This window comes from Aeromicrobium phoceense, from assembly GCF_013868155.1.
Lineage (GTDB): Bacteria > Actinomycetota > Actinomycetes > Propionibacteriales > Nocardioidaceae > Aeromicrobium > Aeromicrobium phoceense.
On record NZ_JACEOG010000001.1, the window covers coordinates 2,626,334 to 2,651,453 of the forward strand.

Here is a 25,120-nt window from a genome sequence, read left to right on the forward strand (position 1 = left end):
GTGTGCCTTCGTGGCGACACTCGCGCTCACGATGAGCGCCTGCGGCGAGGACGACCCGCCGCCTACTGAACCGACCAGCGCGGCCACGACGCCCGCGAACCCTGACGCCACCCTGCCGCCCATGCCCGCGGTGGCTCAGGAATTCACGCCGAACGGCGCGGCCACGTTTGTCGCTCACTACGTGAGAATTCTCGACTACGCGTCGAAGACCGGTGATGTCGAGGAGTTGGCGCGCCTCTCAAGTCCTAGTTGTGAAGGTTGCACGCGGTACGTCGATCTATTCCGAAGCCTCTACCGAAACGGTGGGGGCGCCGAGGGAAGGGATTGGACGCGCTCAGCGACTGAGTTGCGGTTCCAGCGAGACAAAGCTGCAGAGACACTCGCGACTACAACACTCCGGATATCGGCCGGAACCGTTCAGGAGTCCGCGGACTCGGCCGCCAAGAATTTTCCTGCCACCGAAGACCTCGTGACGTTCGGTCTGACTTACGACGAAGAGTGGCGCATCACCCAGTTCGTGACCGGCGGTGTCGAGTGATCATCGCACTACTCGGCACGATTGCTGTTTTGTCTCTGCCCGCCGATCCCACCGTAAGCCCCGATCCGTTCAAGCCCGGAGTGGAGATCGGTGACATCGAACTGCGCAAGCCCGCGCCCGCGCCCGCGCCCATCCGCGTGCGGAACCCAGGTGTGCCGGAGCCGGCCCCGGTGGAGCAAGAAACCGACCCTCTGTACTGCCGCCCGGAGGCGCCGTTCCCTCAGGAGGAGTGCATTCCCATGCCAGAGCCGGCGAACCCCACCGAGGCCCCGGAGCGGGAGGTGACGCCCGGCGACGTTGTGGAGGCGGTCGAGCGCGTCGGGCTGCCCCGATTGCGCGTGGCGGTCCAGCCGGCCGGGTCGACGCTGGTGAACCTGGAGACGATCTTCCACACCAGCGCGGCACCGTTCGAGGAGACCGTGGACATCCTCGACTCCACCGTCGACCTGCGGGCGACGCCCGCGAGCTACACCTGGCACCACGGCGACGGGACGGCACAGACCACCACCAGGCCCGGCCGTCCCTATCCCGCGCTCGACGTCATCCACCGCTACCGCAGACCCGGCGGCGTCAGCGCACGCGTGGACGTCACCTACCGGGTCACGTACCGGATCGACGACGGCGGATGGCAGGATCTCGACACCACGATCACTGCCGCCGGCCCCGCCACGACACTGCGCGTCCGCGAGGCGCGGCCCGTCCTCACGCGCTGACTTCGCGAGTGGCGCAAACCGGAGGCACGAGTGTGGGGGCGGGCGGCGGAGGGCTCAGGGCCAGAGTGCGGTCAGCTCGGAGACCGAGAGGGCACGGCCGGTGTAGAAGGGCAGCTCCTCGCGCACGTGGTGGCGGGCGCCGGTGGCGCGGAGCTCACGCATGAGGTCGACGATCCGGTGCAGCTCGTCGGCCTCGAACGCCAGCAGCCACTCGTAGTCGCCGAGGGCGAACGAGGCGATCGTGTTCGCGCGGACGTCGGCGTAGTCGCGCGCGGCCTCGCCGTGCTCGCGCAGCAGGTGACGACGCTCGTCGTCGGGCAGCAGGTACCACTCGTACGAGCGCACGAACGGGTACACGCAGATGTACTTGAGCGTGTTCTTGTCGGCCAGGAAGTTCGGCACGTGCGAGCGGTTGAACTCCGCCGGGCGGTGCAGGCCCGCGTTCGACCACACGGGCGCGAGGTGCGAGCCCAGCTCCGTGCGGCGGAAGGCGTTGTAGGCGTCCTGCAGGGCGTCGGCCGTGGCGGCGTGCCACCAGATCATCAGGTCGGCCTCGGCGCGCATCCCGCTCACGTCGTACGTGCCACGCACCACGACGTCGTCGAGCTTCTCGAAGAGCGCGTCGACCTCGGCCGCCATCGCGGCACGGTCGCCGTCGCCCAGCGGACGCTCGATCCGGAACACCGAGTACATCGCGTAGCGGATGGTGGAGTTGATCTGCTCAGGGTCGACCTCGTGCGAACTCATGCGTCCATTCTCACCCGGCCACGGTTCGCTCGGCCGCGGCCCTCCCGGTGGCCACGACGGCAGCGATCCCCACACCCTCGTAGGCCGCGCCGCAGACCTCGAGCCCGGGCACCGTCGCCACGTCGTCGAGCACCGTGCGCACCAGGTCGCGGTGTCCGACCTCGTACTGCGGCAGACCCCCGCCCCAGCGCTGCACCGTCGAGGCCGTGACCGAACCGATCGCTCCCCCGGGCTCGACGACCGAGCGCAGGTCCGCCACGGCGAGGTCGACCAGGGAGGCGTCGTCGCGTTGCAGCACCGCGGTGTCGCCCGCGCGCCCGATTGACGCGCGCAGCACCGTGGCGCCGCCGGCGGCCTCCGCGAGCCACGCCCACTTGCGCGACGAGAACGTCGCGGCCTTGATCTCCAGCGGCTCGACCGGGGGCACGAGGAAGCCGGTGCCCGACGGCAGGTCGGCGCCCTCGACCAGCAGCGACACGACCACCATCGAGGCGTAGTCCAGACCCGCCAGGGCGAAGGCGGCCCGCGGGGCGACCTCGGCCAGCAGCCGGGACGCCGCCGGCGCGGGAGCGGCCATCACGACGGCGTCGAAGCGCTCGCGCACGGGCGCCGTCGTGGGACCCACGACGAGCTCCCACCCGGAACCGTCGCGGCGAACGGATCGCACGGTGGCCCCAGTGCGCACCTCGAAGCCGCCGGACTCGACGACAGCGCCGGGAACCCGCCCCACTCCGCCGCGGACCCCGACGAGCGCCGGTCCGGAGGGCTTCGGGGCGGCGGCCCGCGCGGCGGCGCCGGCCAGCAGGTCCGGACCGAGCTCGGAGATCACCGGGGCCGCGGCGCGGAGCGAGAGCCGGTCGGCGTGGCCCGCGTAGACGCCGCCGAGCAGCGGCTCGACGAGGCGATCGACCACCTCGCGTCCCAGCCGGTCGCCCACGAACTGCGCGACGGAGACGTCCTCGTCGGGCACGGGCAGCGGCGTCGAGGTCACGGGGCCCGCGAGCACGCCCGACGCGTCGAGCGCAGCGAGGTCGGACGGCACGCCCATGATCGTGGGCGGGAGCGCACGCAGGGCCCCACGGCTCCACACCATCGACGGGATCGGCTCGGGCGCCACGACGTCGGCGGAGAGGCCGACGGCATCGACGAGGTCGAGGGCCTCGGGTCGGCGGGCGAGCATCGCCTCGGCGCCCACGTCCACCGTCAGGTCGCCGAGTCGCGCCTGGCGGACCTTGCCGCCGATCTCGGGCGAGCCCTCCAGCACCACCGGCTTCGCACCCGCGGCAGCCAGGTGGAAGGCCGCGGAGAGTCCTGCGATCCCGCCGCCCACGACGGCGACGCGCACGTCAGGCCTCCGGCTCGTAGGCGTGCACGAAGTCGACCAGCCGCGTCAGCGCGTCGGCGTCGGTCGCGGGAAGCACGCCGTGCCCGAGGTTGAAGACGTGGCCCTTGGCGGCACGTCCGGCCTCGATCACCTCGGCGGCGCGGGCGTGGACGACCTCGGTGGGCGCGAACAGCAGTGTCGGGTCGAGGTTGCCCTGGACGGCACGATCGCCGACCCGGCCGATCGCCTCGGCCAGCGGGACGCGCCAGTCGACACCGACGACGTCGGCGCCCGCCTCGCCCATGCGCGACAGCAGCTCGCCCGTGCCGACGCCGAAGTGGATCCGCGGCACGTCGAGGTCGGCGACGGACGCGAGGACCTCCTCGGAGTGCGGACGCACGTAGGTGTCGTAGTCGGACGGCGACAGCGCCCCGGCCCACGAGTCGAACAGCTGGACCGCGGAGGCACCGGCCTCGATCTGGAGCCGCAGGAACTGGCCCGCGATGGCCGCGATCCGGCCGAGCAGCGCGTGCCACAGGTCGGGATCGCCGTACATCAGCTCCTTCGTGCGCCGGTGGTCGCGCGACGGGCCGCCCTCGACGAGGTAGGACGCGAGCGTGAACGGCGCACCGGCGAAGCCGATCAGCGGCGTCCCACCCAGCTCGCCTACAAGGCCGCGCACGGCATCGGTGATCGAGGTGACGTCGTCGGGCTCCAGGTCACGCAGGGTGCCGAGCTGGTCGGCCGAGCGGATCGGGTCGGCCACCACGGGCCCGGTGCCCGGGACGATGTCCAGGTCGACGCCGATCGCCTTCAGCGGCACGACGATGTCGGAGAAGAAGATGGCCGCGTCGACGCCGTGGCGGCGCACCGGCTGCATCGTGATCTCGACGACCATGTCGGTGCGGAAGCACGACTCGAGCATGGGCACGCCCTCGCGGATCGCGAGGTACTCCGGCAGGGAGCGTCCCGCCTGCCGCATGAACCAGACCGGCGTGTGGGAGGGCTCGAGTCCACGGCACGCACGCAGGAACGGGCTCGTGAGGGCGCTGTCGACGGAGGCGTCGCGAACATCGTTGGTCACGTCACGAGTCTGTCACGCCTGCGTGTCGAGCCTCCCGCCCCCGCATTCCGTGCCTAAGATCACGGTGTGGGCGCCCGAACCAAGCTTGAAGGCATCCCGGCACCGTTCACGCGGGCTGTCGAGGAAGTGAAGCGCGCCGTCGCGCGCCCGGAGCTCGAGCTCGGCGAGATGCCGGCTCCGCAGCGCATCGCCCCGTTCGCCCACGCCATGACCGCCGACGTGGTCGTCGCGGACGTCGAGCTGGGCACCGGGCGCTTCATCCTGCTGCACGACCCGGCCGGCAACGACGCGTGGAACGGCACGTTCCGCTGCGTCACGTTCGCCCGTGCCGACATCGAGCAGGAGATGGCCACCGACCCGCTCATCACCCAGGTCGGCTGGAGCTGGCTGACCGACGCGCTCGACGACGCGGGCGCCGAGCACACCAACCCGGCCGGCAGCATCACCGTCGTCCGCTCGGAGGGCTTCGGCGCGATGACCGACGACGAGACCGACGCCCAGATCGAGGTGCGCGCCTCCTGGACGCCCCACGGCGGGCTTGAGCCCCACGCCTCGGCGTGGATGGAACTGCTCGGCAAGCTCGCCGGCCTGCCGCCCCTGGCGCCCGGCGTCGTCCCACTCACCCGTAGGCGCGCCTCCCGTTGACGAACGAACCCGAAGAGATCATCGACGAGGCTCCTGAGCCCGTCCTCCCCCGACTCGGCCTCCGCGAGCCGCTCACCCCGGTGGTCGACACCGACGACGCGCTGGCCCGCGCCTGCGCCGAGATCTCGCTCGGCGAGGGACCGATCGCCCTGGACGCCGAGCGTGCCTCGGGCTACCGCTACTCCCAGCGTGCCTACCTCGTGCAGGTGCGCCGCGAGGGCTCGGGCAGCTGGCTGATCGACCCGATCGCCTTCCCCGACCTCAGCGAGCTGGGCCTGGCCTTCGGCGACGCCGAGTGGATCCTGCACGCCGCCACCCAGGACCTGCCGTGCCTGGCCGAGGTCGGGCTGCGCCCCACCTCGCTGTTCGACACCGAGCTCGCCGGCCGGCTGCTGACCCTGCCGCGCGTCGGCCGGGCGGCACTCGTGGAGCACTACCTCGGCATGAGCCTGGCCAAGGAGTTCTCGGCCGCCGACTGGTCCACCCGGCCGCTGCCCGAGCCGTGGCTGGAGTACGCGGCACTCGACGTGGAGGTCCTGCTCGAGCTGCGCGAGCTCGTGCTGGCCGACCTGAAGGCCGCCGGCAAGGACGGCTGGGCGCGCGAGGAGTTCGACGCGCTGCTGTCGTTCACCGGGCCGCCCGAGCGCAAGGACCCGTGGCGACGCACCTCGAGCATCCACAAGATCCGCAGCCGCCGGGCCCTGGCCATCGTTCGGGCCCTGTGGCACGCCCGCGACGGGATCGCCGAGGACCGCGACATCACTCCCGGCCGCATCCTGCCCGACGCGTCGATCGTGTCGCTGGCCACGCACGCCCCCGACTCGTTCACCGCGCTCAAGAACGACCCCACGATGCGCCGTCGCGGTCCGCGCCGGTTCCTCGACGAGTGGTTCGACGCGATCGAGGAGGCCCTCGGCCTGCCCGAGGACGAGCTGCCCACCTCGGGCCAGCGCTCCGACGGCCCGCCGCCGCCGCGCGCCTGGGCCGACAAGGACCCGGTCGCGGCCGCCCGGCTCGTCCGGGTGCGCGCGCAGGTCACCCAGATCGCCGAGCAGCAGAACGTCCCGGCCGAGAACCTCATCGGCCCGGCCATCGTGCGCGCGCTCGCCTGGCAGCCGCCCGCCGACCTCGACGCGGCCTCGATCGCCGAGGAGCTGCGCGAGCGGGGCAGCCGGAACTGGCAGATCGAGCTGGTGGCCGCGCCGATCGCGGCCGCGCTCGTCGACCCCTGATTCGCGGCGCACGCGCACGACACCGGACATCTGCTCACGCAGTCACCGGCCCGGGTTTACGCTCGAATGCATGGCCGACTTCCACAAGCCGTCGTTGCCCGGGGCAGCCGTGTTCGACTCGCTGCCCGACCCGGACGACCCGGCCGAACGCACCGCCGCCGGCCACCGCATCGCCTCACTGCTGGTGCGAGGGGCCCGCGACCACGCCGATCGCGACCTCGTCGAGCGGGTGCTGCACCTGGCCGACTCCGAGGGCATGGGAGTCATCGCCGAGCTCTGGGCCAAGGCCCCTCCCGAGACCGTCGCGGGCGCCCTGTGGCGGCTCTACGCCCTGCGCACGTGGGTGCACCACAACCCCGTGCAGGCGTCGCGCGAGTTCGCCGCCGGCCGTGCCTACGCACCCGTGCAGGAGGTCCTCGCCGGCGTGGTCGACCCGCCCGGACCGAACGAGGTCGTCGAGCTCGTGGACACGGTCGTGCGGGGCATCGTCGCCGCCGACTTCGACGTCTCGCTGGACCGCGCGGCGGCCTTCGCGCACATCGTCGGCGTGGGCCGCGGCCAGATGGAGGGCGGCGATGCCGCCAGCGCCGCCCGCCTCGTCGACACGGCACGCCACCTGCGGGCGGCCGCCGAGGCGGAGCGTCGCGGCGAGCTGCACTGAGCCGGTTCCCGAGTTGCCCCGGTCACCTTTGAATTTGGATCCGATGCATTTAAAATGGTGAGTGCGCCGGGTCGAGGTAGCCCCGGGTCCCAACATCAGCCGCTACGAGCGGCCACGCGCCGTGAGGCGCTCCCGACCCGGCGCGCCCCTCCCCCTTCGCGCCCTCCGATCAGCGCGGCGCGAACGTCGTGTACGAGTGCGCCGGCGCCAGCAGGTCGTCGAGGGCGGCGGAATCCTCCGTCGTCGGGACCCAGCTCGCGGCGGCCACGTTCGAGGCCACCTGCTCCGGCCGCGAGACGCCGGCGATCACCGAGGAGACGGCCGGTCGCGAGGCGAGTCCGCCCATCGCCAGCTCGAGCAGCGTGATGTCCCTCTCGTCGGCGAAGGCCTGCAGCGCGTCGATCCGCTCCCAGTCCGCGTCCTCCCACCGCGCGCGCTGTCCGGCCAGGCGCGTGCCCGCCTCGGGCTCGGCGTCGCGCGAGTACTTGCCGGTCAGCAGCCCGTACGCGAGCGGGAAGTACGGCAGCAGACCCACGCCGAGCTCGAGGCACGCCGGCACCAGCTCGACCTCGGCCGCGGGGTTGTAGAGCGAGTACTCGTTCTGCGCGGTGGCGAAGTGCGCGAGCCCCGTGGTCCGCGAGATCCAGTCGGCGTCGACGAGTTGCCACGCGGTGAAGTTCGAGCAACCGATCGCACGGACCTTGCCCTCGTCGACCAGCTCGGTCATCGCGCCGAGGGTCTCCTCGACCGGCGTGCCCGGATCCGGGGTGTGCAGTTGGTAGAGGTCGATGACGTCGGTGCCGAGGCGGCGCAGGCTCGCCTCCGCCGCGCGGCGGACGTACGCCGCGCTCCCCCGGCGCCCGCCGTCGTCGCCGTTGCGCCCCTGCATGTCCATGCCGAACTTGGTGGCGACGACCACCTCGTCGCGACGCCCCTGCAGGGCGGCGCCGAGCAGGGTCTCGCTCTCGCCGAGGGAGTAGGTGTCGGCCGTGTCGAAGAACCGCACGCCGTGCTCGAAGGCCGCGTCGACGACGGCGGTCACCTGGTCGCCGCCGATGCGCGCCCCGAAGGCGTTGCAGCCGATCCCCACGGGGCCGACGTCGATACCGCTCGTTCCCAGGACATGTCGTGTGCTCACGCACCCACCGTAGGACGGTTACACTCGGCGGGTGATCCGGACCACCCATGCCGTGCGACGTCTCGTCGCGGCCCTGGCAGCCGTGCTGCTGGCCGGCATGCTCGGGCTGGGTGCCCTCGCCGGATTCTCCGGAGCCGAACGGCGTGCCACGGGCACGACCATGTCGGCCGGGGACGAGCCCGCCCAGCCGCGGGTCACGGTCGCCAAGGCGACCTCGGACGACCACTCCGTGTCCGTCGACCTGCCCGCGGGCACGCTCGACACCACGCTGTCGCTGGTCGCGGCAGTCCTGGTGGCGCTCGCCGCCGCCCTGGTCGCCGCGCAGGTGGGCCGGGCGGTTCCCGCGCCGGCCGGGCGCGCCCCGCCGCTGGTCTGACCGGCCCCGGTCCGTCTTCGCCACCCCTCGTACTTCGCCGTCCTCGGCCCCCATCGAAAGTCACCCATGTCCTCCAAGACCAACTTCTGGCGCGGCCTCGTCTGCCTCGTCGTGATCGTCGGCTCGCTCGCGATCGCCTTCACCATGAAGCCCAACCTGGGCCTCGACCTGCGCGGCGGCACGCAGATCACGCTCGAGACCAAGTCCACCGACCGCATCGAGGCGAACGCCGAGTCCACCGACCGGGCCCTCGAGGTCCTGCGCGGCCGCGTCGACGCCCTCGGCGTCTCCGAGCCGACGCTGGCGCGCTCCGGCGACACGCGAATCATCGTCGAGCTGCCCGACGTGCAGGACCCGAAGAAGGCCGCCGAGGTCATCGGCCAGACGGCCACCCTGGAGTTCCGCGAGGTCAAGGCCCCCGCGGACGAGGCCACCAAGCCCGCGAAGGGCGAGGTCGTGCTGCCCGACGAGCAGGGCCAGGACATCCTCCTGGGCCCGGTCGCCTTCGACGGCAACGGGATCAGCGACGCGAACGCCGCGCTGCCCCAGCAGGGCCTGGGCGAATGGGTCGTCAACGTCGAGTTCAACGACACGGGCCGTGGACCGTGGCGCGACCTGGTGAACTCGGCCTGCGCCAACACTGCGGCCGGCAACCGGATCGCGATCATCCTGGACAACGAGGTCATCTCGTCGCCCGGCATCGTCCCCGAGCTGTGCCAGTCCGGCGGCGGCAGCTCGACCAGCATCACCGGTGACTTCACCCAGGCCAGCGCCGACGAGCTCGCCGCGCTGATCAAGGGTGGCGCCCTCCCGGTCCCCGTGGAGATCATCGACCAGCGCACCGTCGGCCCGACGCTCGGCCAGGCCGCCATCGACGACTCCATCCAGGCCTCGATCATCGGCCTGTTCCTCACCGGACTCTTCATCATCTTCATCTACCGCGCGACCGGCATCATGGCCACGATCGCGCTGTGCGTCTACGCACTCATCTCCTACGCCGCGCTGGTCCTGCTCGGGGCCACGCTGACCCTGCCCGGCCTGGCCGGCTTCGTGCTCGCGATCGGCCTGGCGATCGACGCCAACGTGCTGGTCTACGAACGAGCGCGCGAGGAATATCACGAGAATCCGAAGTCCGGCCTGCTCTCGGCCCTGACCACCGGCTTCTCCAAGGCTTGGTCCGCGATCATCGACTCCAACGTCACGACGATCCTGGCCGCGCTGCTGCTGTTCTTCCTGTCGGCCGGTCCGGTCAAGGGCTTCGGCATCACCCTGACCATCGGCGTCATCGCCTCGATGTTCTCCGCCCTGGTCGTGGCCCGCTGGCTCACCGAGTGGCTGGTCAAGCGCCGCTGGATCCGATCGCACCCGCAGGTCAGCGGCATCGCCGGCATCTCCGGCGTGCGTCGCTGGCTGAACGAGCACGGTCCCTACCTCGTCCGCCGCGCGGGCATGTGGGTCGCCATCTCCCTCGGTGTCGCCACCGTGGCGATCGGCGGCATCCTCGTGCGCGACCTGAACCTCGGCGTCGAGTTCGCCGGCGGCCGCCAGATCGAGTACTCGACCGCCGAGGCGGTCACCCCCGACCAGGCTCGCGAGGCCGTGGCCGACGCCGGGTTCCCCGAGGCGGTCGTGCAGTCCTCCTCCGCCGACGGCGGCGAGAACATCTCGGTGCGCCTGCCCAAGATCAGCGAGGACCAGGCCGAGCAGGTGCGCTCGTCGATCGCCGAGATCGGCGGCGAGACCGTCCAGGTCCGCTCCGACACGATCGACCCCACGCTGGGCAAGGAGCTGCGCAACAAGGCGCTGCTGGCCTTCCTCATCGCGGTGGCCGCGCAGATGGCCTACCTGGCCTGGCGCTTCCGCTGGACCTGGGCCGCGGCCGCCATCGTCTCGATGGCCTCGGTCGTGCTCGCGGTCGTGGGCGTCTTCGCCTGGTGGGGCAAGCCGATCGACGGCGTGTTCCTGGCAGCCATCCTGTCCATCATCGGCCTGGCCGTGAACGACTCGATCGTCGTCCTCGACCGCATCCGAGAACGCACCCGGACGCGCGACATCCCGTTGCGCGAGATGGTCAACGAGGCGATCCTGTCGACCCTGCCGCGAACCATCAACACCGCGATGGGCGCCACGTTCATCCTGGCGGCGCTGATGGTGCTGGGTGGCGACTCGCTGCGCGACTTCTCGATCGCGGTGCTGCTCGGCCTGCTGTTCGGCCACTTCTCCACGGTGTTCACCGCAGCCACGCTGGGTGTCCTGCTGGAGGAGCGCTGGCCGTACAACCCGGACAAGGACCCGCGCCACAAGGCCGACCCGTATTCGCACATCCTCGACGGGCGCGGCACGCCCGACGAGGGCGCGGTGGTCTGATCCAGCGGTAGCGTGCGCTCATGACCACCCCGCCGGACGAGCCGTACCCCGATCCCGACCCGGGTGCGGGCGACCACGACCCGACGCTGCGGTTCGGTGGGCCCCCGGGCCCGCCGAACCCCGCCGCCCCTCCTCCGCCGTCGTCCCCGCCGCCGCTTCCGCCGGGAGGATGGGCGGGGCCGGGAGCGCCGTACGGCATCGACCCCAAGACCGGCATCCCGTTCTCGGACAAGTCGAAGATCGTCGCGGGCCTGCTGCAGATCCTGATCCCCCTGGGCATCGGACGGTTCTACACCGGGCACACGGGGATCGGCGTGGCCCAGCTGCTGGTCACGGTCTTCACCTGCGGCGTGGGCGCGATCTGGCCGTTCGTCGACGGGATCATCACGCTCGTGTCGGATTCTCGCGACGGGAACGGGCGCCCGCTCCGGTCCTGATCGGGCGCGTCAGACGCGCGGTGCGATGATGGGGTCATGGCCATCGCGAACCACGTGGTCGACCTCATCGGCGACACACCCCTAGTCCGGCTGAACTCCGTCGTACCCGAAGGCGCGGCCACCGTCGTGGCCAAGCTCGAGTACCTGAACCCCGGCGGCAGCGCGAAGGATCGCATCGCGGTCAAGATGGTCGACGAGGCCGAGGCCTCCGGGGCCCTCAAGCCCGGCGGCACGATCGTCGAGCCCACGTCGGGCAACACCGGCGTCGGCCTGGCCCTCGTCGCCCAGCAGCGCGGCTACTCGTGCATCTTCGTGTGCCCCGACAAGGTCAGCGAGGACAAGCGCAACACGCTGAAGGCCTACGGCGCGCAGGTCGTGGTGTGCCCCACGGCGGTCCCGCCGGACCACCCCGACTCGTACTACAACGTCTCCGACCGTCTCGTGCGCGAGACCGAGGGGGCCTGGAAGCCCGACCAGTACTCGAACCCGGCCGGCCCGGCCAGCCACTACGAGACCACCGGTCCGGAGATCTGGCGCGACACCGAAGGTGCGATCACCCACTTCGTGGCCGGCGTCGGCACCGGCGGCACGATCTCGGGAGCCGGCCGCTTCCTCAAGGAGCAGCGGTCCGATCTGAAGGTCATCGGCGCCGATCCCGAGGGCTCGGTCTACTCCGGAGGCACGGGGCGCCCCTACCTCGTGGAGGGCGTCGGCGAGGACTTCTGGCCCACGGCCTACGACCCGGCGATCCCCGACGAGATCATCGCCGTCTCCGACGCCGACTCCTTCGACATGACGCGCCGCCTGGCCCGCGAGGAGGGCCTGCTGGTCGGTGGCTCGTGCGGCATGGCCGTCGTCGCCGCCGTGCGCGTGGCCGAGCGCCTCGGTCCCGACGATCTCGTCGTGGTGCTGCTGCCCGACGGCGGACGCGGCTACCTCTCGAAGATCTTCAACGACGACTGGATGGCCTCCTACGGCTTCCTGCGCACGCCGCTCGACGGCCACCCGGCCGACCTGCACGTGATCGACATCCTGCGCCGCAAGAGCGGGGCCATGCCCGCGCTGGTCCACACCCACCCGTCCGAGACGGTGCGCGACGCGATCGAGATCCTGCGCGAGTACAACGTCTCGCAGATGCCCGTCGTCGGCCCCGAGCCGCCGGTGGTCATCGGCGAGGTCGCCGGCAGCGTCAGCGAGCGCGAGCTCGTGAGTGCGGTCTTCGAGGGCCGCGCCCAGCTGACCGACGCCGTGGCCCAGCACATGGAGCCGCCGCTGCCGATCATCGGCTCCGGCGAGGACCTGTCCGCCGCGCTCGACGCCTTCAAGGGCAGCGACGCGCTGATGGTGGTCGACGAGGGCAAGCCGCTCGGCGTCCTGACCCGTCACGACCTGTTGGGAGTCCACGTATGAGCGACGGCGGCGGCTTCTCCACCCGCGCGATCCATGCCGGTCAGGATCCCGATCCGCGCACCGGCGCGGTGAACATCCCGATCTACGCCAGCTCCACGTTCGCCCAGGACGGCGTCGGGGGCATGCGCGAGGGCTTCGAGTACGCGCGCACCGGCAATCCCACCCGCCGGGCGCTCGAGGCGAACCTCGCCGCGCTCGAGGGCGGCACGTACGGACGCGCGTTCTCCTCGGGCATGGCGGCCACCGATGCGGCGCTGCGCGCGATCCTGCGGCCGGGCGACCACCTCGTGATTCCCGATGACGCCTACGGCGGCACGTTCCGGCTCATCGACAAGGTGTTCTCGCATTGGGGCATCGAGCACACGCCCGTGCCGGTCAACGATCTCGACGCCATCGCGGCGGCGATCACCGACCGCACCAAGCTCGTGTGGCTCGAGACGCCCACCAATCCCCTGCTCAACGTCGCCGACATCGCCGGGACCGCCGAGGTCGCCCGTGCCGCCGGGACGAAGCTGCTCGTCGACAGCACGTTCGCGTCGCCCTACCTCCAGCAGCCGCTGGCGCTGGGGGCCGACATCGTCCTGCACTCCTCCACGAAGTACCTGGGCGGCCACAGCGACGTCGTCGGCGGCGCGCTCGTCACGTCCGACCCCGCGCTCGACGAGGCCTTCGCGTTCCTGCAGAACGGTGCGGGCGGCGTGCCCGGGCCGTTCGACGCCTACCTGACGCTGCGCGGCATCAAGACGCTCGCGGTCCGGATGGACCGGCACTGCGACAACGCCGAGGCGATCGCGCGGATGCTGGTCGACCACGACGCGGTCAGTCACGTCAGCTACCCCGGTCTGCCCGACCACCCGGGCCACGAGGTCGCGGCGCGCCAGATGCGCCGATTCGGCGGGATGATCTCGCTGCGCCTCGCCGGGGGGCGCCAGGCGGCACTCGACCTGTGCTCGCGCACCCGGGTCTTCACCCTCGCCGAGAGCCTCGGCGGCGTGGAGTCGCTCATCGAGCACCCCGGGGCCATGACGCACGCGTCCACGGCCGGATCGCAGCTCGAGGTCCCCGAGGACCTCGTCCGGCTGTCGGTCGGGATCGAGGACGTCGAGGACCTGCTGGAGGACCTGCAGCAGGCCCTGGCCTGACCTTCGCGGGCCCCCGGAGAGGTGGGTCCGCCTCGTTAGTCTGGAGGCCATGTCTCGCAACGGCTCCTTCTCCGGACTGTCCTGGCTCCAGCTGGTGGCCGGTGCACTCGCGGCGATGACGTCGGCGTGGGTCGCGTCCTACCTCGGCGTCGCAGGCACGATCATCGGCGCGGCGGTCGGCAGCCTCGTGGCGTCGGTCGCGAGCGCGTTCTACGTGCGCGGGCTCGACCGCGGCACCACGTTCATCACCGAGAGCGGCACGGTCGTGTCACGATCGGCGCCCGCGGGCGAGGAGAACGTCGACGGCGGTGAGATCCTCGTCACCGAGCAGGAGTCCACCGTCGCCGTCGAGGACTCCGAGCGCGACCTGTCGTGGAAGCGCATCCTGGTCTGGGCCGGGCTCGCCCTCGGCACGGCGCTGCTCGCCATCGGCGCCTACGAGCTGGCCACGGGGGCGTCCTTCGGCAACACCGACAACCCCACGATCGGGCGGCCCTGGCAGGACCGAGGCACCGGCTCCGACCCTCAGGACGAGCCGGATCCCACCGCGTCCACGGCGCCCACGGATGGCCCCTCCGACGACCCGACCACGGCTCCGACGACCGCTCCCACCACCGCGCCGACCACCGCCGCGCCCGCGCCGCAGGTGCCCGATCCCACGACCAACCCCACGGTCGAGCCGACGCCCGAGGCCACGCCCGGCGTCCAGGACTGACCGGGAACATTCCGCACCCCCGCACCGTTGTAGGCGGTGACGAGAGGAGCGGAACATGACCATCTGGATGAAGCCCACGCTGACGGACGAGAAGATCGAGGCGATGGAGCCGTTGGAGGCGTTCCGCTACGCCGAGGACCTCCTGGAGTCCCGCTTTCCGCGTGAGGCGGCCCGCGTGCTGCGGCCCGTGGCCGAGCTCGAGCCGCGCAACGCCGCCGTGTGCGAGCTGATGGGACGCGCCCACTTCGCCGCCGCCCACCTGGGCCCGGCCGAGCAGGCGTTCCGGACGCTCACCGAGCTCGAGCCGACCAGCGCCTGGGCGCAGAAGGCCCTCGGCCTGGCCCTCGATCGCCAGAGCCGCCACGGTGAGGGCGCGGTGCACCACCGACTCGCCGCGGCCATGGGCGCCAGCGAGCGCGACGCCACGCGCGTCGAGCTCGTCGACCGTCCCGGCGCCTGACGAAGGACACGGCCCCGTCTGTTTGGATGGGGCCGTGTTCACCGTCGGAAGCACCCTGCCGGACGCCCCCGGAAGATCGGGCACCATCGAGACCCCTCACGGCTCGATCCGCACGCCCGCGTTCATCCCGGTGGGCACCAAGGCGACCGTCAAGGCCGTGCTCCCCGAGTCGATCTCCGACCTCGGGGGCCAGGCCGTGCTGGCCAACGCCTACCACCTGTACCTGCAGCCCGGCGCCGACATCGTGGAGGCCGCCGGCGGCCTCGGCGCCTTCATGAACTGGCACGGCCCCACCTTCACCGACTCCGGCGGCTTCCAGGTGCTGAGCCTGGGCGCCGGGTTCAAGAAGACCCTGGCGATGGACGCCGTGGGCACCGAGGCCGACGACGTGATCGCCCCCGGCAAGGACCGCCTCGCCCACGTGGACGAGGACGGCGTCACGTTCAAGAGCCACCTCGACGGGTCGAAGCACCGGTTCACCCCCGAGGTGTCGATGGGCATCCAGCACCAGCTCGGCGCCGACATCATCTTCGCGTTCGACGAGCTGACCACGCTGATGAACAGCCGCGAGTACCAGGTGGACTCGCTGCGCCGCACCCAGGCGTGGGCGGAGCGCTGCCTCGCGGAGATCGAGCGGCTGCGGGCGGCCCACCCCGACCGCCCGCGCCAGGCCCTCTACGGCGTCGTGCAGGGCGCGCAGCACGAGGACCTGCGTCGGCAGGCAGCCCGCGGCCTGGCCGACTTGGCCTTCGACGGCTACGGGGTCGGCGGCGCGATCGAGAAGGAGAACCTCGGCACGATCGTCCGCTGGGTCACCGACGAGCTGCCCGACGACCGACCGCGCCACCTCCTGGGCATCGGCGAGCCCGAGGACCTCTTCGCCGGGGTCGAGGCGGGCTGCGACACGTTCGACTGCGTCACGCCCACCCGGGTCGCGCGGTCGTCGCGCGTGTACAGCGCCACCGGCCGCTACAACCTCATGGTGGCGGCGTCACGGCGCGACTTCGGGCCGATCGAGGAGGGCTGCGACTGCTACACGTGCGCCCACTACACGAAGGCCTACCTGCACCACCTGTTCAAGGCGAACGAGTACAACGCCGCGACCCTGTGCTCGATCCACAACGAGCGCTTCTTCGTGCGGCTCGTGGACTCGATGCGCACGGCGATCGAGTCCGGCGACTTCGCGGCCCTGAAGTCCGAGTGGCTGGGCCGCTACCTCGGGGGTCGGGCCGCTCAGGCGGCCAGGTAGGTGGGCTCGCGTCGCTTGAGCCACGCGATGACCCGCACGGTGATCGGCATGACCAGCAGCTCGACGCCCACCTTGAGCACGACGCCCATGACGAAGTAGTTCACGAAGGCGCCGAAGGTGGAGACGCCGATGGCCGACGCGGCGATCGCGCAGAAGATCAGCGTGTCGGCCACCTCGCCCACGCCGGTGGAGCCGATGAGGCGCGCCACGAGCCGGCGCTCGGCGTTGCGCTGCTTCATCCGTACCAGGACCCACGAGTTGAGGAGCTGGCCGACGAGGTACCCCGCCAGGCTCGCGAGGACGATCTGCGCGACCGGGCCCAGCACGGCCTCGTAGGCCGCCTGGTTCTCGTACCAGGAGGCGCCGGGCATGAGCTGGACCACGAAGAAGGTGCCCGTGGCCAGCGCGGCGGCGGCGAAGCCGGTGAGGATCGCGCGGCGGGCGGCGCGCAGTCCGTAGACCTCGGAGATCACGTCGCCGAGCACGTAGGCCAGGGGAAACAGCACGACTCCCCCGTCGACCACAAGCGGCCACAGCTGCACCGGCCCGAGCATGACCTGACCGGAGCCGATCTCGACCGCCTTGCTCGCGACGATGTTCGAGACGACGATCACGACGCAGAACAGGGCGAGCAGGATGTCGAAGTGCGACGAGCCGCGGGACGCGAACCGGACGACGTCGGGGCTCGGAGCAGGCGTGGTGGACACGACCGCCATCCTCCCACGGCGCGCCCCGTGCCCTCGCGTCGTGGGCCCGGTGGGAGAATCGTCACATGAGCTTGCCGACCACCACCGACGTCCTCGTCGTCGGCGCCGGGCCTGCCGGCTCCTCCGCCGCCGCGTGGACCTCGCGGCTCGGGATGGACACCGTGCTGGCGGACGCCGCCACCTTCCCGCGCGACAAGACGTGCGGCGACGGCCTCACCCCGCGCGCCATCGCCGAGCTCGAGCGGCTCGACCTCGGTGACTGGGTCCGCGGGCACACCGTGAACCGCGGCCTGCGCGCGGCCGGCTTCGGCCAGGAGCTGCTGCTGCCGTGGCCCGGTGGCTCGCTGCCCGACCACGGCTCGGCCGTTCCCCGCACCGAGCTCGACGCGCGGATCCGCGAGCGCGCCCTGGATGCCGGCGTGACCGGCGTCGACGGCGCCCGCGCCGTGGATGTCGAGCGGGCCGCCGACGGCTCGGTCGCCGGCGTCGTCTTCGACACGGCGCAGGGCCGCCACACCATCGCGTGCCGGCGCCTCGTGATCGCCGACGGTGTCCGCTCCCCGCTCGGCCGGGTGCTCGGGCGCGAGTGGCACCGCGAGACCGCCTACGGCGTCGCGGGCCGCAGCTACGTGAAGTCGGGCCGCGGGGACGACCCGTGGATCTCCTCGCACCTCGAGCTGCGGGGCGAGACGGGCGAGCTGCTGCCCGGCTACGGGTGGATCTTCCCGCTCGGCGACGGCCGGGTGAACCTCGGCGTGGGCGCGCTCGCCACCGCGAAGCGCCCCGCGAAGATCCAGATCCGGCCGCTGATGGAGTACTACGCCACCTTGCGCCGCGAGGACTGGGACCTGGGCGCCGACCTCGAGCTGCCCACGTCGGCGCTGCTGCCGATGGGTGGCGCCGTGTCGGGTGTGTCCGGGCGCAACTGGATCGTCATCGGCGACGCCGCGGGCTGCGTGAACCCACTCAACGGCGAGGGCATCGACTACGGCCTGGAGACCGGCCGCATCGGCGCCGAGCTGCTGGCCACGGGCGACTCCCCCGAGGCCGCCTGGCCCGCGATGCTGACGGCCCACTACGGACCCTCATTCTCGATCGCGCGCCGCCTGGCCGGGCTGATCACCGTGCCGCACCTGCTGCCCACGGCCGGCCCGATCGGGATGCGCTCGCACACCCTGATGACGATCGCGCTGCGCGTGATGGGCAACCTCGTCACCGACGAGGACCGCGACCTCACGGCCCGGGTCTGGCGCTGGGCGGGCCGCCGCTCCATCCGCCTCGACGAGCGCCCGCCGTTCACCGCCTGACCTCCGTCGCGCCCGTTCCGAAAGTGGTGGGTGCAGGCCGGTAACCTCGCAGGGTGCTGAGGATCTCGACCGTCAACGTCAATGGCATCCGCGCCGCGTGGCGCAAGGGGATGAAGGAGTGGCTCGAGGGCCGCGACGCCGACATCATCACGCTGCAGGAGGTCCGCGCGCGCGACGCGATCGTGCACGAGATCCTCGAGGGCACCGGCTACCACGTGGTCCACACCGAGGCCGCCGCCAAGGGACGCTCGGGCGTCGCGGTGATCAGCCGCCTCGAGCCCACGAGCCACCGCATCGGCAACGGCGACGCGTTCTTCGACGACACCGGCCGCTGGATCGAGTCCGACCTCACGCTCCCCGACGGCTCCGTCCTCACCGTGGTGAGCGTCTACGTCCACTCCGGCGAGGCCGGCACGCCGCGCCAGGAGGAGAAGCTCCGCTTCCTCGACCAGATGACCAAGCGCATGGCCGAGCTCGGCGGCATGGACGGCCACGCGCTGATCACGGGCGACCTCAACGTCGGCCACACCGAGCTCGACATCCGCAACTGGAAGGGCAACGTCAAGAAGGCCGGGTTCCTGCCCGAGGAGCGTGCCTACTTCGACCAGTTCTTCGGCGACCTCGGCTGGTACGACGTGCACCGCCACCTGGCCGGGCCGGTCGACGGCCCGTACACCTGGTGGTCGATGCGCGGGCAGGCCTTCGACAACGACACGGGCTGGCGCATCGACTACCAGATCGCGACGCCCGAGCTGGCGCAGTCCGCTCGCGTGGCCACCGTGGATCGCGCCGCCAGCTGGGGCGAGCGGTGGTCCGACCACGCGCCGCTGACGATCGACTACGACCTCTGAACCGGACGGAATCGCCCCCGCACACAGGTGCGGGGGACGCGCCGTCCCCCCGGATGCACGCCCCCCGCTCGGCCCGCGGCGTCGCCGTGGGCACCACCCCGTGAGGTGGTTCTTCCTGACTATACCGGCGTAGTCGTTCCGGCGGGTGTAGCGCCACGGCGCGTTCATCCGACATTCACCGCTTCGAGTCGTCTTCGGAGCCTCCCGACGCCCGTCGCCGTGTCGTAGGGTGGTGGCAGTTGCACGACGTTGGACAGCAAAAGGATGCGGTTCCCTCCGGGGCGTGGTTCCTCTCGCGGTTGGATGTGCGTCGCGACCGTCGGGCGTGAAGAGCGCGTCCGACCATCGCCAGAAGGATCAAGAGGAGAAAGACCATGGCCACCGGTACCGTCAAGTGGTTCAACGCTGACAAGGGCTTCGGATTCATCGCCCCCGACGACGGCGGCGAGGACGTGTTCGCGCACTACTCGGCGATCCAGTCGGGCGGCTACCGCTCGCTGAACGAGAACCAGAAGGTCGAGTTCGACGTGGAGCAGGGCCAGAAGGGCCTCCAGGCCGCGAACATCCGGCCGCTCTGAGTCCACCCGGACCCGAACGCCAAGAACCCCACCACCGAGAGGTGGTGGGGTTCTTGCTGTCAGTGCCGGGAGGGAGCCGGACTCACAGGGCGGCGAACCGCCTCACCTGCTCGTGGCTCCGAAGTGGTCACGAGAGGTGACGAAGGACGATCCGGGCAGCCGCGCGGGTCGTAGACCCAGAGGCGCTGCATTCCCCATTGACGTCGGCGTGCCGAGTCGTCCCCCACCGACGACGATAACCACCGCGGGCCCGAAACGCCAGTGAAATCTCAGCCGGATATCGCGACACGCACGATCCGGTCGTCCGACCGGCCGGGCTGGCCGCGCCCGTCGGTGTTGGAGGTGCCCAGCCACAGCGTGCCGTCGGGCGCGGCGGCCACGGCGCGCAGTCGCCCGAGCTCGCGCGTGAAGAACGCGCGCGGCTCACCGGCGGACGTGCCCTCGATCGGGACCTGCCACAGCCGCTCCCCGCGGAGCGCCGCCACGAAGGCCCGGTCGCCGCTGATCGCGAGTCCTGCCGGCGACGCCTCCGAGGTGGGCCAGGTGACCTTCGGGCGGACGTAGCGGTCGTCGTCGCTGTCCCCCTCCACCATCGGCCAGCCGTAGTTGCCGCCCTTGACGATCCGGTTGAGCTCGTCCTGGCTGCGGTCGCCGAACTCGCTCGCCCACAGGCGCCCCGATGCGTCCCAGGCCAGGCCCTCGACGTTGCGGTGCCCGTAGGACCACACCTCGTTGCCGAACGGGTTCCCCTCGACCGGGCGCCCCTGGGTGTCGATGCGCAGGATCTTGCCGTTCAGCGAGGAGCGGTCCTGCGGGGTGGCGGTGTTCGCCGCGTCGCCGACCGCGACGAAGAGGCGGCCCCGGCGGTCGAACGTCAGCGCTCCGCCCTGGTGGTTGAACGCCTTCGCCAGGCCGGTGAGGATCGGCTCGGCGGCTCCGATGCGGTCGCCGTCGAACTCCAGGCGCACCACGCGGTTGTCGTCGGGCCCCGTGAGGTAGGCGTAGAGCGCCGACTCGTCGGGCGCCACGGCGAGCCCCTGCAGCCCGCCCTCGCCGCCGGGGGCCACGCCGGGGACGTCGCCCACCTTCGACACGTCGCCGTCGGCGGTGACCCGCACGATCGAGGCGTCGTCGCGCTGGGTGACCAGGGCCGACCCGTCGGCGAGGAAGACGATCGCCCACGGCACGTTGAGTCCTGAAGGATCGTGCCGTCGATCCGCGGGTCGATCGGCGTGGGGGCGGGCGGCGTGCTCGCCGTGGTGGGCGGGGGCTCGGAGGCCGTGGTGGTCGTGGTGGAGGGGCTGGGGCGGGGCTTCGGGTCGTCGCCGCTGCATCCGGCCAGCCACGCGGCACCCAGGGCCGCTCCCCCGACGATGACGCTCCGGCGATCCATGACCCGATCATGCCGCAAGCAGCGGACGTGCCCAACCATCGGAATGTCACAGTGGAGTTGGACGTTGAAGAAGCAGTAACCGACGAAAGGCCATCATGACCACGATCAACCTGACTGCCGACACGTTCCAGGACACCGTCACCGGTGAGGGCATCACCCTGGTGGACTGGTGGGCCGGCTGGTGCGGACCGTGCATGCAGTTCGCTCCGGTCTACGAGGCCGCCAGCGAGCGCCATCCCGACATCACCTTCGCCAAGATCGACACCGAGGCCGAGCAGGAGCTGTCCGCCGCGGTCCAGATCACCTCGATCCCCACGCTGATGGCGTTCCGCGACGGCGTGCTGCTGTACGCCCAGCCCGGCGCGCTGCCGGCGGAGGCGCTCGACCAGATCATCGGTCAGGTCCGCGACCTCGACATGGAGCAGGTGCGCCGCGAGATCGACGCGCAGGAGGCCCAGGCCCAGGCGCCCGAGGTTCCGGAGGCCTCGCAGAACTGAGACACTCGGGGCCATGAGCCGTGTGACGTGCCCCGTGGTGTCCGAGCGGATCATGACCGCCGAGGAGGCGGTCCGATTCATCCGTCCCGGCGACAACGTCGGGATGAGCGGATTCACCGGCGCGGGCTATCCCAAGGCCGTGCCCTCCGCGCTCGCCGCCCGCGCCCGGGCCGCGCACGACGCCGGCGAGGACTTCCGGATCGGCCTGTGGACCGGTGCCTCCACCGCTCCGCAGGCCGACGGCGTCCTGGCCGAGGCCCACGCGATCGCCAAGCGGCTCCCCTACAACTCCGACCCGCTGCTGCGCCGCCAGATCAACGCCGGCGAGGTCGACTACGTCGACGCCCACCTGAGCCACTCGGCCCAGCAGATGTGGTTCGGCTTCTACGGCCCGCTCGACGTCGCCGTCATCGAGGTGACGGCGATCCTGCCCGACGGACTCCTCGTCCCGGGCAGCTCCGTGGGCAACAACAAGACCTGGCTCGACCAGGCCGACCGGGTGATCCTCGAGGTCAACCACTGGCAGCCGCGCGAGCTCGAGGGCTTCCACGACATCTACGGCGGCACCGCGCTGCCGCCCCACCGCCGCCCGCTCACGCTCACCGAGCCGATGCAGCGGATCGGCGAGCCGTACCTGAAGGTCGACCCGGCGAAGGTGGTGGCCGTGGTCGAGACCCGCGAGCCCGACGCCGGTGCCGCGTTCTCCGCACCGGACGACGTCTCGCGCGCCATCGCCGACCACGCCCTGGAGTTCCTGCGTGGCGAGGTGGGTGCGGGCCGGATGCCTCCCGAGCTGCTGCCGCTCCAGTCGGGCGTGGGCAACGTCGCGAACGCGGTGCTGCAGGGCCTCGACGACAGCGAGTTCACGAGCCTCGTGGCGTACACCGAGGTGCTCCAGGACGGCATGCTGACGCTGCTCGACTCGGGCACCCTGCGGGCGGCGTCGACGGCCTCGTTCGGGCTGTCCCGTGAGGGGATGGAGCGGTTCCACGCCGGGATCGACGGCTACAAGGGCCGGATCCTCATGCGCAGCGAGGAGATCTCCAACCACCCCGAGGTCATCCGCCGGCTCGGCGTGATCGCCATGAACGGCATGATCGAGGCCGACATCTACGGCAACGTGAACTCGACCCACGTCATGGGCAGCGCGGTGATGAACGGCATCGGCGGCAGCGGCGACTTCGCGCGCAACGCCTACCTGAACTTCTTCCTGACGCCGTCGACGGCCAAGGGCGGGGCCATCTCGACGATCGTGCCCATGGTCAGCCACGTCGACCACACCGAGCATGACGTGCACGTCATCGTCACCGAGCACGGGCTAGCCGACCTGCGCGGCCTGTCCCCGCGGGCCAGGGCCGAGCAGATCATCGCCCACTGCGCCCACCCGGACTTCCGCCCGCAGCTGCGCGACTACCTCGAGCGCGCCCTCGCGGCCCGCCCCGACGCCCGGCACACCCCCCACCTGCTCGGCGAGGCCCTCTCGTGGCACCAGCGCTACCTGGACACGGGCCGCATGTGACCCGCCCCCTGCCCACTTGTGGAACGGAATGCACCTCTATCCGGCGGTCCGGCGTTGATCCCGCTCCAAAAGTCGGTCGGGTGGCGGGGCGGACCGGCCTGCTGATCGGCGCGCTGGCACTCGGCGCGTGCACGTCCCCCACTCCCGGAAGGACCGACTTGTCCGACGCCTCGCTGCCCACCGTCTCCGCCTCACCGAGCCCGAGCCCGGCTCCCCCGCCGGACTTCAGCGAGCTCGACCGGCTGGTCGACGCCAGTGCCTCGACCTGCACGCTGGTGCTGCGCGGCGACGAGGTCATCCACGAGCACCCGGCCGGGTCGCGGCACGCCACACGACGCGTCTACTCGATCACGAAGTCCGTGGTCGGCGTGCTCCTGGCGGTCGCCGCGGCCGACGGGGCGCTCGACCTCGACGACCCGGTGGCCCGCCACGCAGACGACTGGCCCGACGCGTCGCGCGACGTCACCGTGCGGCACCTCATGTCGATGACGTCGGGACGCGAGTGGTCCGAGGCGCTCGACCGGGCGATGATCGGCGCGAGCAACCAGACCGCCGCCGCCCTCGCCGTGGGACAGCAGGACCCGGCGGGCACCGCGTGGCGCTACGACAACCTGGCCAGCCAGGTGCTGTCGGCCGTGCTGGGGTCGACCGTCGGCGACGTCGAGGAGTTCGCGCGGGAGCGCCTCTTCGAACCACTGGGCCTGGCCGACACCAGTTGGAACCGCGACGCGGCGGGACGGCTCACGACGTACGCCGGGATCGTCTCGTCGTGCGCCGACCTCGCCCGGCTCGGCGTGATGATGCGCGACGGCGGGGTCTTCGACGGGCGCCGGATCCTGTCGCCCGAGGCGGTGTCCGAGCTGGTCACGACCTCGTCCGAGGGCAACGCCGCCTACGGGCTGCTGTGGTGGAACAACGCCGAGGGCCGTGTCGTCGAGGTGCGCCGCGCCGCCGGCTTCGACGTCGACCGCGAGCCGTTCCGGGGCCGGCTGGCGCCCTCGGTGCCCGCCGACGCCTTCTGGGCGCTCGGCTGGGGCAACCAGCTGCTCGCCGTGGTGCCGTCGCAGGACGTGGTCGCCGTCCGCCTCGGGCCGAAGCCCGCGGGACCCGACGACCTCACGTTCGACGGATTCACCGCCGCCGTGCTGGCCGGCTGGGACGTCAGGCAGCCGTGATGAAGGACCGCATGCCGACCGAGCCCATGTCGATCTCGGTGTTGAAGAAGCCGATCTCCTCGTCGGGCTCGAGCAGGCCCAGCGCCGCCACCATCGGGCGGTAGTGGTCGTCGGTCGGCACGGCGATCCGTGCGGCCGACCACGAGCGGTACGGGTCCACGAGCTTGGCGACGTCCCGCGTCGCGAGCGCATCGGCGGTCTGGGCGTCGAACTCCTCCGCCCAGTCCCACGCCGGGCCGCCGCCCCAGCGGACGCGGTTCAGCGCGTGCACGATGTTGCCGCTGCCGATGAAGACCACGCCGCGGCGGCGCAGGTCGCGCAGGCGCCCGAACAGCTCGTAGAGCTTCGGCAGGGGCATCGAGTAGTCGATGCTGATCTGCAGCACCGGCACCTGTGGCGCGGGCGCGAGGAACTTCAGCACGCTCCAGGTGCCGTGGTCGAGGCCCCACTGGCTGTCGAGACGCGCCTCGTACTCGACCAGGTGCTCGGCCAGGATGCGGGCGACCCGCTCGTCCCCGTGGGTCTCGTACTTCACCCGGTAGAGCTCGTCGGGGAAGCCGCCGAAGTCGTAGATGATCGGGTTGCGGGGCGCGTCGGTGATGTGCGTTCCACCGGGGGTGAGCCAGTGCGCGCTGATCACGACGATGGCCTGCGCGGCGGGCAGGCCGGCGCCCACGCGCTCCCACTCGCGGGTGAAGGTGTTGTCGGCGAGGGCGTTCATCGGGTTGCCGTGACCGACGAACAGCACCGGCATGCGCGGGCTGGGCACCAGGCGGTTCGTGAGGTCGGAGAGCGTGTGCGTGGGCACCGTCTCGGGACGCAGATTCATCGTCGACTCCTGTTAGTTAATGATTC

26 protein-coding genes are annotated in these 25,120 nt (G+C 71.7%); 19 read left to right on the plus strand and 7 right to left on the minus strand.

The features are described from left to right. Positions 1–10 precede the first annotated feature (10 nt). The gene (locus tag H1W00_RS12845; protein ID WP_181756049.1) at positions 11–538 is read left to right on the plus strand and encodes a DUF6318 family protein; all 528 of its coding nucleotides are present in this window, start codon (positions 11–13) and stop codon (positions 536–538) included. Next, complete coding sequence (locus tag H1W00_RS12850; RefSeq protein ID WP_181756050.1) at positions 535–1,251, plus strand: hypothetical protein; 717 nt, start codon at positions 535–537, stop codon at positions 1,249–1,251. The genes H1W00_RS12845 and H1W00_RS12850 overlap by 4 nt, the downstream gene beginning before the upstream one ends. 54 nt (positions 1,252–1,305) lie before the next feature. On the opposite strand, the gene hemQ is transcribed toward H1W00_RS12850, so the two are convergent. Genes hemQ through hemE form a run of 3 tightly spaced genes read right to left on the minus strand, consistent with a single transcriptional unit; the run spans position 1,306 to position 4,406 of the window. Beyond that, positions 1,306–1,998: a hydrogen peroxide-dependent heme synthase gene (gene hemQ / locus H1W00_RS12855; protein WP_181756051.1), complete on the minus strand. Its 693-nt coding sequence runs from the start codon at positions 1,996–1,998 to the stop codon at positions 1,306–1,308. A 10-nt stretch (positions 1,999–2,008) separates the two neighbouring features. Continuing rightward, entirely contained in the window at positions 2,009–3,343 is a 1,335-nt protein-coding gene (locus H1W00_RS12860) for an FAD-dependent oxidoreductase (RefSeq protein ID WP_181756052.1), read from the minus strand. Position 3,344: 1 nt separating this feature from the next. Then, positions 3,345–4,406, minus strand: a complete 1,062-nt coding sequence (gene hemE / locus H1W00_RS12865; RefSeq protein WP_181756053.1) for a uroporphyrinogen decarboxylase — start codon at positions 4,404–4,406, stop codon at positions 3,345–3,347. Positions 4,407–4,472: 66 nt separating this feature from the next. Between hemE and H1W00_RS12870 the strand changes: the two genes are divergently transcribed. From H1W00_RS12870 to H1W00_RS12880, 3 genes are all read left to right on the plus strand, one after another. Continuing rightward, complete coding sequence (locus tag H1W00_RS12870) at positions 4,473–5,051, plus strand: DUF3000 domain-containing protein (protein WP_181756054.1); 579 nt, start codon at positions 4,473–4,475, stop codon at positions 5,049–5,051. Next, positions 5,048–6,283, plus strand: a complete 1,236-nt coding sequence (locus H1W00_RS12875; protein WP_181756055.1) for an HRDC domain-containing protein — start codon at positions 5,048–5,050, stop codon at positions 6,281–6,283. The genes H1W00_RS12870 and H1W00_RS12875 overlap by 4 nt, the downstream gene beginning before the upstream one ends. Before the next feature lie 70 nt (positions 6,284–6,353). Further along, a complete protein-coding gene (locus H1W00_RS12880; protein ID WP_181756056.1) occupies positions 6,354–6,944 on the plus strand; it encodes a hypothetical protein in 591 nt (196 codons plus the stop codon). A gap of 169 nt (positions 6,945–7,113) precedes the next feature. Here the strand turns inward: H1W00_RS12880 and H1W00_RS12885 are convergent, their stop codons facing one another. Continuing rightward, positions 7,114–8,082 (minus strand): aldo/keto reductase, encoded by a 969-nt coding sequence (locus H1W00_RS12885; protein WP_338072899.1) that lies wholly within the window; start codon positions 8,080–8,082, stop codon positions 7,114–7,116. A 31-nt stretch (positions 8,083–8,113) separates the two neighbouring features. On the opposite strand from H1W00_RS12885, the gene H1W00_RS12890 reads away from it, so the two are divergent. From H1W00_RS12890 to tgt, 8 genes are all read left to right on the plus strand, one after another. Then, complete coding sequence (locus tag H1W00_RS12890; protein WP_181756057.1) at positions 8,114–8,458, plus strand: hypothetical protein; 345 nt, start codon at positions 8,114–8,116, stop codon at positions 8,456–8,458. A gap of 66 nt (positions 8,459–8,524) precedes the next feature. Then, positions 8,525–10,825, plus strand: a complete 2,301-nt coding sequence (secD, locus tag H1W00_RS12895) for a protein translocase subunit SecD (protein ID WP_181756058.1) — start codon at positions 8,525–8,527, stop codon at positions 10,823–10,825. A gap of 20 nt (positions 10,826–10,845) precedes the next feature. Further along, complete coding sequence (locus H1W00_RS12900) at positions 10,846–11,262, plus strand: TM2 domain-containing protein (RefSeq protein WP_181756059.1); 417 nt, start codon at positions 10,846–10,848, stop codon at positions 11,260–11,262. A gap of 36 nt (positions 11,263–11,298) precedes the next feature. Then, positions 11,299–12,672, plus strand: a complete 1,374-nt coding sequence (locus H1W00_RS12905; protein ID WP_181756060.1) for a cystathionine beta-synthase — start codon at positions 11,299–11,301, stop codon at positions 12,670–12,672. Further along, positions 12,669–13,814: a cystathionine gamma-synthase gene (locus tag H1W00_RS12910; protein ID WP_181756061.1), complete on the plus strand. Its 1,146-nt coding sequence runs from the start codon at positions 12,669–12,671 to the stop codon at positions 13,812–13,814. The genes H1W00_RS12905 and H1W00_RS12910 overlap by 4 nt, the downstream gene beginning before the upstream one ends. A gap of 49 nt (positions 13,815–13,863) precedes the next feature. Further along, the gene (locus tag H1W00_RS12915; RefSeq protein ID WP_181756062.1) at positions 13,864–14,529 is read left to right on the plus strand and encodes a hypothetical protein; all 666 of its coding nucleotides are present in this window, start codon (positions 13,864–13,866) and stop codon (positions 14,527–14,529) included. A 55-nt stretch (positions 14,530–14,584) separates the two neighbouring features. Beyond that, entirely contained in the window at positions 14,585–14,989 is a 405-nt protein-coding gene (locus tag H1W00_RS12920) for a tetratricopeptide repeat protein (RefSeq protein WP_206680023.1), read from the plus strand. 34 nt (positions 14,990–15,023) lie between these two features. Further along, entirely contained in the window at positions 15,024–16,238 is a 1,215-nt protein-coding gene (tgt, locus tag H1W00_RS12925; RefSeq protein WP_338072900.1) for a tRNA guanosine(34) transglycosylase Tgt, read from the plus strand. On the opposite strand, the gene H1W00_RS12930 is transcribed toward tgt, so the two are convergent. Then, on the minus strand, positions 16,223–16,945 hold the full coding sequence (locus H1W00_RS12930) for a queuosine precursor transporter (RefSeq protein WP_420826879.1): 723 nt from the start codon (positions 16,943–16,945) through the stop codon (positions 16,223–16,225). The two genes, tgt and H1W00_RS12930, sit on opposite strands and share 16 nt — an antisense overlap. A gap of 65 nt (positions 16,946–17,010) precedes the next feature. On the opposite strand from H1W00_RS12930, the gene H1W00_RS12935 reads away from it, so the two are divergent. The 3 genes from H1W00_RS12935 (at position 17,011) to cspE (ending at position 19,681) form a co-directional block, all read left to right on the plus strand. Beyond that, the gene (locus H1W00_RS12935) at positions 17,011–18,252 is read left to right on the plus strand and encodes a geranylgeranyl reductase family protein (RefSeq protein WP_181756065.1); all 1,242 of its coding nucleotides are present in this window, start codon (positions 17,011–17,013) and stop codon (positions 18,250–18,252) included. Positions 18,253–18,305: 53 nt separating this feature from the next. Then, on the plus strand, positions 18,306–19,103 hold the full coding sequence (locus H1W00_RS12940) for an exodeoxyribonuclease III (protein WP_181756066.1): 798 nt from the start codon (positions 18,306–18,308) through the stop codon (positions 19,101–19,103). Positions 19,104–19,477: 374 nt separating this feature from the next. After that, the gene (gene cspE, locus H1W00_RS12945) at positions 19,478–19,681 is read left to right on the plus strand and encodes a transcription antiterminator/RNA stability regulator CspE (RefSeq protein WP_078700805.1); all 204 of its coding nucleotides are present in this window, start codon (positions 19,478–19,480) and stop codon (positions 19,679–19,681) included. Between the two features lie 269 nt (positions 19,682–19,950). Here cspE and H1W00_RS12950 read toward each other — a convergent pair whose 3' ends face one another. Next, complete coding sequence (locus tag H1W00_RS12950; RefSeq protein WP_206680024.1) at positions 19,951–20,868, minus strand: PQQ-dependent sugar dehydrogenase; 918 nt, start codon at positions 20,866–20,868, stop codon at positions 19,951–19,953. A 298-nt stretch (positions 20,869–21,166) separates the two neighbouring features. On the opposite strand from H1W00_RS12950, the gene H1W00_RS12955 reads away from it, so the two are divergent. From H1W00_RS12955 to H1W00_RS12965, 3 genes are all read left to right on the plus strand, one after another. Further along, complete coding sequence (locus H1W00_RS12955; RefSeq protein WP_420826884.1) at positions 21,167–21,571, plus strand: thioredoxin family protein; 405 nt, start codon at positions 21,167–21,169, stop codon at positions 21,569–21,571. 13 nt (positions 21,572–21,584) lie between these two features. After that, positions 21,585–23,090, plus strand: a complete 1,506-nt coding sequence (locus H1W00_RS12960; protein ID WP_181756068.1) for an acetyl-CoA hydrolase/transferase family protein — start codon at positions 21,585–21,587, stop codon at positions 23,088–23,090. Positions 23,091–23,170: 80 nt separating this feature from the next. Continuing rightward, positions 23,171–24,265: a serine hydrolase gene (locus H1W00_RS12965; protein ID WP_181756069.1), complete on the plus strand. Its 1,095-nt coding sequence runs from the start codon at positions 23,171–23,173 to the stop codon at positions 24,263–24,265. On the opposite strand, the gene H1W00_RS12970 is transcribed toward H1W00_RS12965, so the two are convergent. Continuing rightward, positions 24,252–25,094, minus strand: a complete 843-nt coding sequence (locus H1W00_RS12970; protein WP_181756070.1) for a dioxygenase family protein — start codon at positions 25,092–25,094, stop codon at positions 24,252–24,254. The genes H1W00_RS12965 and H1W00_RS12970 overlap by 14 nt on opposite strands. Between the last annotated feature and the right edge of the window lie 26 nt (positions 25,095–25,120).

Coding starts and splice junctions, on each gene's coding strand:
- hemQ (WP_181756051.1), bottom strand. CDS start 1,998: ATGAGTTCGCACGAGGTCGACCCTGAGCAGATCAACTCCACCATCCGC.
- H1W00_RS12880 (WP_181756056.1), top strand. CDS start 6,354: ATGGCCGACTTCCACAAGCCGTCGTTGCCCGGGGCAGCCGTGTTCGAC.
- secD (WP_181756058.1), top strand. CDS start 8,525: ATGTCCTCCAAGACCAACTTCTGGCGCGGCCTCGTCTGCCTCGTCGTG.
- H1W00_RS12900 (WP_181756059.1), top strand. CDS start 10,846: ATGACCACCCCGCCGGACGAGCCGTACCCCGATCCCGACCCGGGTGCG.
- H1W00_RS12905 (WP_181756060.1), top strand. CDS start 11,299: ATGGCCATCGCGAACCACGTGGTCGACCTCATCGGCGACACACCCCTA.
- H1W00_RS12910 (WP_181756061.1), top strand. CDS start 12,669: ATGAGCGACGGCGGCGGCTTCTCCACCCGCGCGATCCATGCCGGTCAG.
- H1W00_RS12915 (WP_181756062.1), top strand. CDS start 13,864: ATGTCTCGCAACGGCTCCTTCTCCGGACTGTCCTGGCTCCAGCTGGTG.
- H1W00_RS12920 (WP_206680023.1), top strand. CDS start 14,585: ATGACCATCTGGATGAAGCCCACGCTGACGGACGAGAAGATCGAGGCG.
- H1W00_RS12935 (WP_181756065.1), top strand. CDS start 17,011: ATGAGCTTGCCGACCACCACCGACGTCCTCGTCGTCGGCGCCGGGCCT.
- cspE (WP_078700805.1), top strand. CDS start 19,478: ATGGCCACCGGTACCGTCAAGTGGTTCAACGCTGACAAGGGCTTCGGA.
- H1W00_RS12960 (WP_181756068.1), top strand. CDS start 21,585: ATGAGCCGTGTGACGTGCCCCGTGGTGTCCGAGCGGATCATGACCGCC.
- H1W00_RS12970 (WP_181756070.1), bottom strand. CDS start 25,094: ATGAATCTGCGTCCCGAGACGGTGCCCACGCACACGCTCTCCGACCTC.